At 72.9% G+C, this 12,731-nt stretch carries 12 protein-coding genes; 6 read left to right on the forward strand and 6 right to left on the reverse strand.

What is annotated here, in order from left to right:
- Positions 1-76 precede the first annotated feature (76 nt).
- Together ACH47Z_RS10245 and ACH47Z_RS10250 are read right to left on the reverse strand one after the other, a co-directional pair.
- Positions 77-2,497: a helix-hairpin-helix domain-containing protein gene (locus ACH47Z_RS10245; RefSeq protein ID WP_399072620.1), complete on the reverse strand. Its 2,421-nt coding sequence runs from the start codon at positions 2,495-2,497 to the stop codon at positions 77-79.
- Positions 2,494-3,477, reverse strand: a complete 984-nt coding sequence (locus ACH47Z_RS10250) for an aldo/keto reductase (RefSeq protein ID WP_399072622.1) — start codon at positions 3,475-3,477, stop codon at positions 2,494-2,496. Before ACH47Z_RS10250 ends, ACH47Z_RS10245 begins: the two co-directional genes overlap by 4 nt.
- 163 nt (positions 3,478-3,640) lie before the next feature.
- Here ACH47Z_RS10250 and ACH47Z_RS10255 point away from each other — a divergent pair, with 163 nt between their 5' ends.
- Both ACH47Z_RS10255 and ACH47Z_RS10260 read left to right on the forward strand, forming a co-directional pair.
- The gene (locus tag ACH47Z_RS10255) at positions 3,641-4,696 is read left to right on the forward strand and encodes an LLM class F420-dependent oxidoreductase (protein ID WP_399072624.1); all 1,056 of its coding nucleotides are present in this window, start codon (positions 3,641-3,643) and stop codon (positions 4,694-4,696) included.
- 165 nt (positions 4,697-4,861) lie between these two features.
- Positions 4,862-5,650, forward strand: a complete 789-nt coding sequence (locus ACH47Z_RS10260; RefSeq protein ID WP_399072626.1) for a ferritin-like domain-containing protein — start codon at positions 4,862-4,864, stop codon at positions 5,648-5,650.
- Between the two features lie 7 nt (positions 5,651-5,657).
- Here ACH47Z_RS10260 and corA read toward each other — a convergent pair whose 3' ends face one another.
- On the reverse strand, positions 5,658-6,653 hold the full coding sequence (gene corA / locus ACH47Z_RS10265) for a magnesium/cobalt transporter CorA (RefSeq protein WP_399072629.1): 996 nt from the start codon (positions 6,651-6,653) through the stop codon (positions 5,658-5,660).
- Positions 6,654-6,715: 62 nt separating this feature from the next.
- Here corA and ACH47Z_RS10270 point away from each other — a divergent pair, with 62 nt between their 5' ends.
- The 4 genes from ACH47Z_RS10270 (at position 6,716) to mshC (ending at position 10,253) form a co-directional block, all read left to right on the forward strand.
- On the forward strand, positions 6,716-7,414 hold the full coding sequence (locus ACH47Z_RS10270; RefSeq protein ID WP_399072631.1) for a histidine phosphatase family protein: 699 nt from the start codon (positions 6,716-6,718) through the stop codon (positions 7,412-7,414).
- Positions 7,415-7,536: 122 nt separating this feature from the next.
- Positions 7,537-8,127, forward strand: a complete 591-nt coding sequence (locus tag ACH47Z_RS10275) for a DUF3090 domain-containing protein (RefSeq protein WP_399072633.1) — start codon at positions 7,537-7,539, stop codon at positions 8,125-8,127.
- A complete protein-coding gene (locus ACH47Z_RS10280) occupies positions 8,091-8,930 on the forward strand; it encodes an SCO1664 family protein (protein WP_399072635.1) in 840 nt (279 codons plus the stop codon). Before ACH47Z_RS10275 ends, ACH47Z_RS10280 begins: the two co-directional genes overlap by 37 nt.
- A 93-nt stretch (positions 8,931-9,023) precedes the next feature.
- Positions 9,024-10,253, forward strand: coding sequence for a cysteine--1-D-myo-inosityl 2-amino-2-deoxy-alpha-D-glucopyranoside ligase (mshC, locus tag ACH47Z_RS10285; RefSeq protein ID WP_399072637.1), 1,230 nt, complete (start codon positions 9,024-9,026; stop codon positions 10,251-10,253).
- 66 nt (positions 10,254-10,319) lie between these two features.
- Here mshC and ACH47Z_RS10290 read toward each other — a convergent pair whose 3' ends face one another.
- The 3 genes from ACH47Z_RS10290 to ACH47Z_RS10300 form a co-directional block, all read right to left on the reverse strand.
- On the reverse strand, positions 10,320-11,303 hold the full coding sequence (locus tag ACH47Z_RS10290; RefSeq protein ID WP_399072639.1) for a PAC2 family protein: 984 nt from the start codon (positions 11,301-11,303) through the stop codon (positions 10,320-10,322).
- Between the two features lie 143 nt (positions 11,304-11,446).
- The gene (locus tag ACH47Z_RS10295; RefSeq protein WP_399072641.1) at positions 11,447-12,118 is read right to left on the reverse strand and encodes a FadR/GntR family transcriptional regulator; all 672 of its coding nucleotides are present in this window, start codon (positions 12,116-12,118) and stop codon (positions 11,447-11,449) included.
- A gap of 52 nt (positions 12,119-12,170) precedes the next feature.
- A complete protein-coding gene (locus tag ACH47Z_RS10300; protein WP_399072643.1) occupies positions 12,171-12,719 on the reverse strand; it encodes an SMI1/KNR4 family protein in 549 nt (182 codons plus the stop codon).
- Positions 12,720-12,731: the final 12 nt, after the last annotated feature.

Here is a 12,731-nt window from a genome sequence, read left to right on the forward strand (position 1 = left end):
GCCGTAGGGCCTGGGACCGGCACGGCACCGCCGGAATCCGCCGTGGTGGCTGATCGCCGTGGCGGGGAGAAGGAGATCAGTCGGCGGCCGGCGCCTGCGTGCGCAGCAGCGTCTGCAGACGGGTCGTACGGGCCTTGGCCAGGGTCTCCGCCACCGCCTTCGGCAGGGCCTGCTCCACCCCGTGGACCACGGACAGATGCCGCTCCGCCCGGCCGAACGCCGTGTACACCCAGGGTCTGCTGAGCGCCTGCGCCGCGTCGCCGGGCAGCACGACGACCGCCGCCGGCCAGCGGGCCCCCACCGCCTGGTGCGCGGTCAGCGCCCAGCCGTGCCGTACGGAGCCCTCCACCCGCTCGCGCGGTACGACGACCGGGGCGCCCTCGCAGGTCAGGTGCAGCCCCTCGGCGTCGGCCTTCACGACCACGCCCGGCACCGTACGGCCCGGGGCGGGGGCGTAGGCGATCCGGTCGCCGGGGTCGAAGCCGCCGAAGCGGCCGGGGCCGGGGTTCAGGCGCTCCTTCAGGGCGGTGTTGAGGGCGCGGGTGCCCGCGGCGCCGCCGTGCCCCGGTGTGATCACCACGGTCTGGTCGGCCGGGATCCCGATCGCGCGCGGCACCGAGTCCGCGACCAGCTGGACCGTGCGGTGCACCGCCTCGCCCGCGTCCCGCACCGGGACGATGACGATCTCCTTGCCGGGGGCGTCGACCTGGTTCAGCTCGCCGATGCCGATGCCCGAGACCAGCTCCCCGATCGGGCCGGGGTCGGGGACGCGCGAGGCGATCTGCGGGCAGGCGCGGGAGGCGATGAGATCGGCGAAGACCCGGCCCGGACCGGCCGACCACAGCACCGCCGGGTCGCCGCTCAGCACCAGCCGGGCCCCGTCCGGCAGCGACTCCACCAGCATCGCCGCGCTCTCCACGTCCAGCTGCGGCGCGTCCAGGACGATCAGCAGGTCCAGTTCCAGGGCGCCGTCCGCGTCCCGGCCCGGGCCCTCGGCGCCGGACAGCAGCCCGGCGACCGTGCCCACGCTCCGCTCCGCCGCGTCCGTGCCCTGGAGTGTGGCCAGGCGACGGCGGCCGTCGGGCGTGTGGCAGACGGCGAAGGCCCGCAGGCCGGCGGCGCGGGCGGCGCCGAGCAGCGCCGCCGGTTCGGCGCGGGAGGCCTCGCCGCCGGTGTGCAGCACCAGGCCGTGCCCGGCGACCGCGCGGACCAGGTCGGCGGCACCGCCGGGGGCCGCGGCGCCGGAGGCCGCGTCGGCGGCCGCCTGCCAGGCCTCCTCGGCCTCCTGGGACAGTGAGTTGACGAGCCGGGCCAGACCGTCGGCGAGGCTCTCCTCGGCCAGTGCGTAGCGCTCGAGGCCGACGAGCACGCGGACCGGCCGCTCCGTTTCCTCGTCGTCGCCGTCCTCCGCCGCCTGGGGAGCGGCGCCGGCGGGGTCCTCCAGGGCGTCCTGGAAGGCCAGGGCCTCGGCCTCGGCGAGCGTGCTCTGCACCGCCGCGTCCGGGTCGGGTACGCCCTGCCGGCCCAGTGCCGTGGTGAGTGTGGGCAGCTCCAGCGCGGTGTGGCCGGCCAGGGCCGCCTGCTCCAGCAGCCAGACGGTCACCGCACGGCCCCGCCGCTCGTCGTCCGGGCCACAGTCCGCGCCGAGCAGCGCCCGCGCGAAGCCGTCGGCCTGGTCGGGCCGTACGCCCGCGATGCGCAGCAGCTGCCAGGGGTCGTCCCGGAGGGCGCTGTCGGCGCCCTCGCCGAGCGCGGCCGCCACCTGCGGGGCGAGGGCCTCGGGTGCGCCGCCCTCCGCCAGTACCCGGTGGACGGCCTCGACCGTCTCCGGCGCGGACGCGCTGGGCGCGACGGCCGCCGGGGCGGGGGTGGGCTGCGGCCGCCGTACGGGCTCCGGCGCCGGGCGGCGCGGGGCCGGTGCGGGCTCGGCGAACACCGTGGCCGCCGGCTTCTCGCCGCCCTCCACGGCGCGGATCGCCGCGAGCAGATCGGCCGCCGTACCGCTCAGCTTGCCGCCGCTCTCGATCGGCCCCTTCTTCTCGGCCCTGCGCCGCTCGATCCGCTCCCGCTCGACCCGCTGCGCGGCCAACTCGGCCTCCGCCTCGGACAGCTGGGCCGCCCCAGCATCGCCACCGCCGTCACCGGTGCTCGTGCTGCCTTCGGCTCCGCCTGCGCCCGCGTCGCCTTCACCGTCGGCCCCGTTCGCGCCTTCGGCCCCGCCGCTGTCGTCCGCGCCGGTCTTGCCCTCGCCCTCGCTCGCGTCTGCGCTTTCAGCAGCGTCGTTGCTTGCCGCGCCCACGCTGCGCTCCGCGTCGGCCCCGATCGCGCCGTCGGCTGCCCCGCCGTCGTCGCCCGCGCCCTCGTCGCCGCCCGGACTCCCCCCGACGCCGTCCGCACGGCTCTCCTCGGGCGCGGGTGTGGTCTTGCCGCCCGGGGCCTCGGGTGTGTCCGGTGTCCCCGGCGTGGCCTGCTCCGTGGTCTCCGGCTCCGTGCTCACAGCGTGCTCCAGTCGTGATCGGGATAGCGGTGCACGGGCGCCGACACATCGTCCAGCGCCCTGCAGATCTCGTCAGGAAGATTAAGGGCCTCCACTGACAATGCGGCCGTGAGCTGCTGCGCGTTGCGCGCGCCGACGATCGGGGCGGCCACACCGGGCCGGTCCCGGACCCAGGCGAGGGCCACCTGGAGCGGGGTCACCGCGAGCCCGTCGGCGGCCGTCGTCACCGCGTCCACGATGCGGGTCGCGGTGTCGTCGAGATACGGCTCGACGAACGGCGCCAGATGCTCGGAGGCACCGCGCGAGTCCGGGGGAGTGGTGTGCCGGTACTTGCCGGTCAGCACGCCCCGGCCGAGCGGGGAGGAGGGCAGCAGGCCCACGCCGAGGTCCAGCGCGGCGGGCAGCACCTCGCGCTCGACACCGCGCTGGAGCAGCGAGTACTCCAGCTGCGTGCTGGCCAGCCGGGTCCGAGTACCCGGCGCCGCGAGCTGCCAGGTGGCCGCCTTGGCGAGCTGCCAGCCACAGAAGTTGGAGACGCCGGCGTAGCGGGCGCGGCCGCTGCTCACCGCTATGTCGAGGGCCTGGAGGGTCTCCTCCAGCGGGGTGTCGGGATCGTAGGCGTGCACGTGCCACAGGTCGACGTAGTCCGTCCCCAGACGGGCGAGGGAGGCGTCGAGCGCGGCGAGCAGATGGCCGCGGGAGCCGTCGAAGCGTCGGTCGGGGTCGGGGACGCTGCCCGCCTTGGTGGAGATCACCAGGTCCCGGCGCGGGACGAGTCCGTCCATCAGCTGCCCGAGCAGATACTCCGCCTCCCCGTCGCCGTACACGTCCGCGGTGTCGACGAGCGATCCGCCGGCTTCCCAGAACGCCTTCAGCATGTCCGCGGCGTCGTGCTGGTCGGTGTCCCTGCCCCAGGTGAGGGTGCCCAGACCGATGCGTGACACGCGCAGGCCGGTACGGCCGAGATGCCTCTGCTCCATGCGGGCGAGATTACTGGCCAGAACCGGTGCGGTGGGTTGCCTGTGGATAACCGGGTTGGGCGGCGAGCCGGTGTTTCAGGTGCCCTGCGCCTGCCCCCGATCTCCGTCCCCGCGCTAAGGTCGCCTCCACAGGGACGTTACTCACGGGTAAGGGGAATCGGCCATGCAGCTCGGGATCAACCTCGGCTACTGGGGTGCCGGAATGGACGGGGACAATCTGGCCGTGGCCCAGGAGGCCGACCGGCTGGGGTACTCCGTGTGCTGGGCCGCCGAGGCGTACGGCTCCGACGCGGCCACCGTGCTCAGCTGGGTCGCCGCCCAGACCGAGCGCATCGACGTCGGCTCGGCCATCTTCCAGATCCCGGCCCGGCAGCCCGCGATGACCGCGATGACCGCCGCGACGCTCGACTCGCTCTCCGGCGGCCGGTTCCGGCTCGGCCTCGGCGTCTCCGGTCCGCAGGTCTCCGAGGGCTGGTACGGCGTCAAGTTCGACAAACCGCTGGCACGCACGCGTGAGTACGTGGAGATCGTGCGCAAGGCGATGACGCGGGAGCGGCTGACGTACGAGGGCGAGCACTGGACGCTTCCGCTGCCGGGCGGCCCGGGCAAGCCGATCAAGCTGACCGTGCACCCGCAGCGCGAGCACATCCCGCTGTACATCGCCGCGATCGGCCCGAAGAACCTGGAGCAGACCGGGGAGATCGCCGACGGGGCGTTGGTGATCTTCCCGTCCGCCGAGCACCTCGAGGAGACCACCGTCACCCACCTGCGCGCCGGGCGGGCGAAGGCCGGCAAGACGCTCGACGGGTTCGACATCTGCCCGACCCTGCCGCTCGCCGTCGGTGACGACAAGGACGTGGCCCGGCTCGCCGACACCTTCCGGCCCTACACCGCGCTGTACGTCGGCGGCATGGGCAGTGCCAAGCAGAACTTCTACAACCAGCTCGCGCGGCGCATGGGGTACGAGAAGGAGGCCGCCGAGATCCAGGAGAAGTACCTGTCCGGGGACAAGGCCGGTGCCGCGGCGGCGATTCCGCAGGACCTCATCGACAAGACGACACTGCTCGGCTCCGTCGACCGGATCGCCGACCGGATGAAGGCCTACGCGGACGCCGGGGTCACCACCCTCAGCCTGGCTCCCGCCGGCTTCACGCTGGAGGAGCGGCTGACCTCCCTGCGGGCCGGCAGCGAGGCCCTGGAGCGGGCCGGGCTGGCCTAGGGAGCTTCAGCGGCCGTGGTGGGGGCTCGGGGGTCTTCCCCGCCACGGCCGTCATGAGGAACAACGCGTCCCGCCCCGCGTGGTTACGACTCCGGCGTCATCCTTTCGGCCGAGCGGGCGTGCACAGCTGTTGCGTTCCCTATTTGCTCCCATTTGACTCGTTTTATGCTTTCGGCCAAGAGTCTCTTCCAGGAGATCCTCGACCACGACGAGTCCTTCCGGCTCTTCTGCTCCATCGCCGCCGGCGGGGAGTGCCAGGGCGGCTGGGAGAACGGCCGGATCGCCGCACTCGTCCCGCGCGGCGAACGCGCGCTCGCCCCGAAGATCGCCCGCCACGGAGCCGACGAGGACAAGCACGGCCGCATCTTCAACGCCCTGCTGAGGAAGCGCGGACTCACCCCCGTCGCCGTACCGCCCGAGACCGACTACACGATGCTCCTGGAGCGGCGCGGCATCGGCCTCGCCCACGACAGGCTCCGGCGCGACGAGCCGCTCGGCGAGCGGGACATCATCGTCTACCTCTCCCACAGCCGGGTCACCGAACAGCGCGCCTCCGAGCAGATGGAACTGCTCCTGAAGTACTTCGCCGACCACCCCGACATCGGCAGAGCCGTCCGGATGATCTCCGCCGACGAGGACAACCACCTCGCCTACACCCACGAGGAACTGCTGCGGTTCGCCGCCGCCGGGCACGGCCGGCTGATCCAGCGCACCCTGCGCGCGTGCGCGCTCGCCGAGATCGCCGTCCACCGGGACGTCAGCCTCGCCGTGATGGCCCGCATGGGCCGCATCCTGGGCTGGTCCCGGGCCAGGTCCGCGCTGCTTGCCGCCGGCATCCGCGCGGTGTACGCCTACGAACGCCTCGCCGGCTGGCACCGTATGACCACCCTGCGCATGCCCGAGCGCCGCGACCCTCTGGGCGGACCCGCGACCCCCGCGGCCGAGTTCGCGTGAGCGGGCCTCACAGCCAGCCGCGCCGCTTGAACAGGCGGTACAGCAGCACCTCCAGGGCCCCCATCGCCAGGATCACCGCCGGGTACGACCACAGCCAGTGCAGCTCCGGCATGTGGTCGAAGTTCATGCCGTAGATACCGGCGATCATCGTGGGGACCGCGGCCATCGCCGCCCACGCGGAGATCTTCCGCATGTCGTCGTTCTGCCGCACGCTCATCTGCGCCAGATGCGCCGACAGGACGTCGGACACCAGCCGGTCCAGCGCCTCCACGGACTCGTTCACGCGCGCGAGGTGGTCGCTCACGTCCCGGAAGAAGGGCCGCGCCTTGTCGTGCACGAAGGGCACCGAGCCGCCGAGCGGTCCGGGGCCGGCCAGCCGGGTCAGCGGCACCGCCAGCGGGCCGGTGGCCCGGCGGAACTCCAGGACCTGCCGCTTGAACGTGTAGATCCGGGACGCGGTGTGCCGCGAGGTGCCGCGCTCCGGCTGGAACACCTCCGCCTCCAGCTCCTCCAGGTCGTTCTGCAGCTCCGTCGCCACCTCCAGGTAGTGGTCGACCGTGGCGTCGGCGATCGCGTACAGCACGGTGGTGGGGCCCTTGTCGAGCATCTCCGGCTCCTCCTCCAGCCGGTGCCGTACGGCGGCCAGCGGCGAGCCCTGGCCGTGGCGCACGGTCACCACGAAGCAGTCGCCGATGAAGACCATGACCTCGCCGGCCGAGACGGTGTCGCTCTCGGGTTCGTAGACGACCGGTTTCAGCACCATGAACAGCGAGTCGTCGTAGACCTCCAGCTTCGGCCGCTGATGCGCCTTGAGGGCGTCCTCGACGGCCAGCGGATGCAGCCCGAACTCCCGCGTGACCAGGTCGAACTCCCGCTCCGACGGCTCGTACAGCCCGATCCACACGAACCCGCCCGCCGCCCGCGCCTCGTCCAGCGCGTCGGACAGGTCCTCCGGGCCCTCGGTGCGGTGCCCGTGCCGGTAGACGGCGCAGTCCACGATCACGGAGCGCATTCTCCCTTCGCCCGCTCAGCGGCGCACGCGCTGATACGCCTACCCTGGGCCGCATGCCCACGCTGATCCTCGTAAGGCACGGACGGTCCACCGCCAACACCTCCGGCGTGCTCGCCGGGTGGACGCCAGGCGTCACCCTGGACGAGCGGGGCGCCGCCCAGGCCGCCGCGCTGCCCGGCAGGCTCGCGGGCCTGCCCCTTGCCGAGGTCGTCACGAGCCCCCTGCAACGCTGCCAGGAGACCGTACGGCCGCTGCTGGAGGCCCGTCCGGAGCTGCGCGTCCACACCGACGACCGGATCGGTGAGTGCCACTACGGCGACTGGTCCGGCCGCAAGCTCGCCGAGCTGAAGGACGAGCCGCTGATGGAGGTCGTCCAGGCCCACCCGTCGGCCGCCGCCTTCCCCGGCGGTGAGTCCCTGCGGGCCATGCAGACCCGTGCCGCCGAGGCCGTACGCGAGTGGAACGCGCGCGTGGAGCGCGATCACGGAGCCGACGCCGTCTATCTGATGTGCTCGCACGGTGACATCATCAAGTCCCTGGTCGCCGACGCCCTCGGACTTCATCTCGACCTCTTCCAGCGGATCTCCGTGGAGCCCTGTTCCGTCACCGCGATCCGCTACACCCGCCTCAGGCCCTATCTGATCCGCCTCGGCGACACCGGGGACTTCGCCTCCCTCGCCCCGCGCGAGGTACCGGGCGACGAAACCGGCGAGGGCGACGCACCGGTCGGGGGTGGTGCGGGCGCACCGTGATCGTCGGCCGCAGTAGGGTGAAGCGATCCACCACAGTCGGATCCACCCCCGTCGGAACCACCGCAGTCGGGTACGCGCGTGGCCGGCACCGCTGAAGCTCTCGAATCCAATGGAGACAGGACGTGTCCCGTCAGGTGTTCCTTTACGACCCGCCGGACCGCTTCGTGGCCGGCACGGTCGGACTGCCCGGGCGCCGTACGTTCTTCCTCCAGGCCACGGCAGGCTCCCGGGTGACCAGCGTGGCACTGGAGAAGACCCAGGTCGCCGCGCTCGCCGAGCGCATGGACGAACTGCTCGACGAGGTCGTGCGGCGCAGCGGCGGCAGCGCGGCCGTCCCCGCCGTCGCGCCCGCCGAGATCGCCGACACCGCCCCGCTGGACAGCCCCGTCGAGGAGGAGTTCCGCGTCGGCACCATGGCGCTGGCCTGGGACGGCGAGGAACAGCGCATGATCGTCGAGGCGCAGGCCCTCGTGGAGCTGGAGGCCGACACCGAGGAGGACCTCGCCGAGGCCGAGGAGCGCCTGCTCCAGGACGAGGAGAACGGGCCCCCGATGCTGCGGGTCCGGCTGACCGGCGCGCAGGCCCGGGCCTTCGCCAAGCGCGCCCTCGACGTCGTCAACGCCGGGCGGCCGCCGTGCCCGCTGTGCAGCCTCCCGCTCGATCCGGAAGGACACGTATGTCCGCGCCAGAACGGATACCGCCGCGGGGCGTGACGCCCACCGACGCGCCCGCCGGCACGGCCGACGCGGAGCTGCTCGCATGCGGTGAGCTGACCGTGCGCGGCCGGATCCGCGAGGCGTCGAACGCCGCGCTGTTCTGCACCATCGCCTACGACGGCCGGGAAGCCTCCTGCGTGTACAAGCCGGTGGCCGGCGAGCGCCCGCTGTGGGACTTCCCCGACGGCACCCTGGCGGGCCGCGAGGTGGCCGCCTACGAGGTCTCCGAGGCCACCGGCTGGGGGCTCGTCCCGCCGACCGTGCTGCGCGACGGGCCGTACGGCGAGGGCATGTGCCAGCTGTGGATCGACGTCCAGGCCGAGGCGGAGCTGCTCGCCCTGGTCGACGCCGAGGAGCCGGAGCCGGGCTGGAAGGCGATCGGCCTCGCCGACGTCGGCGAGGGCCGCACCGCGCTGCTCGTGCACGCCGACGACGAGCGGCTGCGCCGGCTCGCCGTCCTCGACGCGGTGATCAACAACGCCGACCGCAAGGGCGGCCATCTGCTGCCCACCACCGGCGGCCGGCTCTACGGCATCGACCACGGCGTCACCTTCAACGTCGAGAACAAGCTGCGCACCCTGCTGTGGGGCTGGGCCGGGGAGCCGCTGACCTCCGACGCCGTCGACGTCCTGGTGGGCCTGCGGGAGGGCCTCGCCGGGCCGCTGGGCGAGCGGCTGACCGTACTGATCACGGAAGCCGAGATCGACGCCACGCGCGCGCGTGTCGAGGCGCTGCTCACCGCGGGGGTGCATCCGGAGCCGAGCGGGGAGTGGCCGGCGATCCCCTGGCCACCCGTGTAAGCACAACAGCGGCAGATGTACAAGACCGTCTAACCGGCCATCCGGCGCGATCCCATTCGTATACGCAGCTCGTGGCCGGTTAGGCTCATGTACATGCATGCCTGGCCCGCTTCCGAGGTCCCCGCCCTGCCTGGTCAGGGCCGCGACCTGAGGATCCACGACACCGCGACCGGTGGTCTGGTCACCCTCGACCCCGGTCCCGTCGCCCGCCTCTATGTCTGCGGCATCACGCCGTACGACGCGACCCACCTGGGGCACGCGGCGACCTACAACGCGTTCGACCTCGTTCAGCGCGTGTGGCTCGACACCAAGCGGCAGGTCCACTACGTCCAGAACGTCACCGACGTCGACGATCCGCTGCTGGAGCGCGCGGAGCGCGACAACGTCGACTGGGTCGCCCTCGCCGAGAAGGAGACGGCCCTCTTCCGCGAGGACATGACCGCCCTGCGGATGCTTCCGCCGCAGCACTACATAGGTGCCGTGGAGTCGATACCCGGCATCGTCCCGCTCGTGGAGCGGCTGCGTGACCTCGGCGCGGCCTACGAGCTCGAGGGCGACATCTACTTCTCCGTCGAGTCCGACCCGAACTTCGGCAAGGTCTCGAACCTCGACGCGGCCGCCATGCGGCTGCTGTCCGCCGAGCGCGGCGGCGACCCGGACCGCCCGGGCAAGAAGAACCCGCTCGACCCGATGCTGTGGATGGCGGCCCGCGAGGGCGAGCCCAGCTGGGACGGCGCCTCCCTCGGCCGGGGCCGGCCCGGCTGGCACATCGAGTGCGTGGCCATCGCCCTCGACCATCTGGGCATGGGCTTCGACGTCCAGGGCGGCGGCTCCGACCTGGCCTTCCCGCACCACGAGATGGGCGCCTCGCACGCCCAGGTGCTGACCGGCGAGTTCCCCATGGCCAAGGCGTACGTCCACGCCGGCATGGTCGCCCTGCACGGCGAGAAGATGTCCAAGTCCAAGGGCAACCTGGTCTTCGTCTCGGCGCTGCGCCGCGACGGCGTCGACCCCGCCGCCATCCGGCTCGCCCTGCTGGCCCACCACTACCGCGCCGACTGGGAGTGGACCGACCAGGTCCTCCAGGACGCCGTGACCCGCCTGGGCCACTGGCGCGCCGCCGTCTCCCGCCCCGACGGCCCGTCGGCCGACGCCCTGGTGGAGGAGATCCGCGAGGCCCTGTCCCACGACCTCGACGCCCCCACCGCCCTCGCGGCCGTGGACCGCTGGGCGGCGAGGCAGGAGGAGCAGGGCGGCACCGACACGGGCGCGCCGGGCGTCGTCACGCGTGCGGTGGACGCGCTGCTGGGCGTGGCGCTCTAGCTCCGGCAGTTCCGATGCATGCGGAAGGGGCGGTTCCCTCCTCGGGAACCGCCCCTTCCGGTGTCCTCACTCCTCCGAGCCGTCCTCGTCGTCGCCCTCGGCCGCATCCGGCTTGGGCGGTTTCGGGGGCCGGTTCTTCCCGCCGGGGGTGTCCCTGCGGAACGAGCCACCGTCCCCGCCGTCGGCCGTCGCGTGGCCGCCCGGAGGGTTCCCGTCCCGGCGCCGCAGATACCGCTCGAACTCGCGGGCGATCGCCTCACCCGACGCCTCCGGCAGCTCCGCGGTGTCCCGGGCCTCCTCCAGCGTCTGGACGTACTCGGCGACCTCGCTGTCCTCGGCGGCCAGCTGGTCCACGCCCACCTGCCAGGCGCGCGCGTCCTCGGGCAGCTCGCCCTGCGGGATGCGCAGGTCCAGCAGGTCCTCCAGGCGGTTGAGCAGCGCCAGCGTGGCCTTCGGGTTGGGCGGCTGGGAGACGTAGTGCGGTACGGCCGCCCACAGCGACACCGCCGGAACACCAGCGTGCGTGCACGCCTCCTGCAGGACGCCGACGATCCCCGTCGGGCCCTCGTACTTGGTCTCCTCCAGGTCCATCCGCTGGGCCAGGTCCGGGTCGGACGTGACCCCGCTGACCGGCACCGGACGCGTGTGCGGGGTGTCACCGAGCAGGGCGCCCAGGATGACGACCAGCTCCACGCCCAGCTCGTGCGCGAAGCCCAGCAGCTCGTTGCAGAACGAGCGCCAGCGCATGGACGGTTCGATCCCGCGGACCAGCACCAGGTCGCGCGGCTTCTCGCCGCCGACGCGGACCACCGACAACCTTGTCGTCGGCCAGGTGATCTTGCGCACTCCGGCATCCATGAACACCGTGGGACGGTTCACCTGGAAGTCGTAGTAGTCCTCGGCGTCCAGCGCCGCGAACACCTCGCCCTTGAACTCGCGTTCCAGATGCGCGACCGCCGTGGAGGCGGCGTCACCGGCATCGTTCCAGCCCTCGAACGCGGCCACCATGACTGGGTCGATCAGCTCGGGAACCCCCTCCAGCTCGATCACCCAGTGCCTCCTTCCGACGTGCCCTCGCTTGACTCACCAACCTTACGGCGTCCGGCGGGGGCGCCCGCAGCCCCCTTGCACGGGGGAGTGAACGGATCACTGCCCCGATCGTCCGTGCGGAACACCCCCGGCTGGCCGGGACCTCACAGCGTGCTGCGCAGCCACTGCTCCACGCTCGCGATGTGCACGGTCGCCCAGGAGCGGGCCGCCTCCGCGTCGCGGTCGCGCAGGGCGGCCAGGATCGCCCGGTGCTCGCGCAGGGTGCGGCCCACGGCGTCCTCCTGGGTGAGGCCGCGCCAGATCCGGGCCCGGGTCGTCGGGCCCGACAGGCCGTCCAGCAGGGAGCACAGCACGGAGTTGCCGGCGCCGCGCACGATGCCGCGGTGGAACTCCAGGTCGGCGGCGACCAGTTGCTCCACCGAGGGCTCGGCGCCCAGCGCGTCCAACTGGGCGGACAGGGCGTCCAGTTGCTGCTCGCTGATCCGGAAGGCGGCCATCGCCGTCGCGGCCGGCTCCAGGATGCGGCGCACCGCGAGGAACTCCAGCACGGTGTCGTCGCGGTGGAAGTCCACGACGAAGCTCATCGCCTCCAGCAGCAACTGCGGGTCCAGGCTGGTGACATATGTGCCGTCGCCCTGGCGCACGTCCAGGATCCGGATCAGCGACAGGGCCCGTACGGCCTCCCGCAGCGAGTTGCGCGACAGGCCCAGCTCGGCCGCGAGTTCGCTCTCCTTGGGCAGCCGGTCACCGGGGCGCAGCGCACCCGAGACGATCATGTCCTTGATCTTCTCGATCGCCTCATCGGTGACTGCCATGACCGGCCTCCTGTCGCCCGCACCCTGCCCAGACATCGGATGTCTCAGCACATTATGCGGCCGTGCCGTCGAACCACTCCTTGCAGTCCGCCCAGTGCCGCACCCAGCCGGCGAACCCCGGTCGGGCGCTCGTACACCCGAACTCCGCGCCGAACGGCACCGCGCCCTCACCGGTGATCTGCCATATGTGGCCCCGGTGCGGGCCGGTGACGATCAGGTGCCAGTCCATGCCGCAGCCGTCGGTCCCGAGTACGAGCGAGCCGTGGTGGGCGACCTGTTCGATCACGGTGTCGGGGTCCTCGTACGGCCCGTCGTCCTCCTCCCACACCCACGCTTTGGTGAGCGGGAACGGCTTGTCCGGATCCTGGCTCGCGGCCGCCCGGGCCAGCCCGCTGAGCCCGTAGTGCGGCGGACCCTGCGCGGACCCGTCGGTCACCTCCGCCACGAACGAGCGGTAGGGCTCGGGCAGCGTCACCCCGTGCCGTGCCTCGAAGGCCCGCGCCCCTTCCCAGCCCAGCGCCGACGCGCCGCCGTCGTCGTCCACGCCGAAGGCCGCCCGCAGCGCCGCGAGTTCGCCCGGATCCACCTGATCGTCGTTCATGACCCCATGGAA

The sequence above is a fragment of the Streptomyces sp. NPDC020192 genome (assembly GCF_044388685.1).
Lineage (GTDB): Bacteria > Actinomycetota > Actinomycetes > Streptomycetales > Streptomycetaceae > Streptomyces.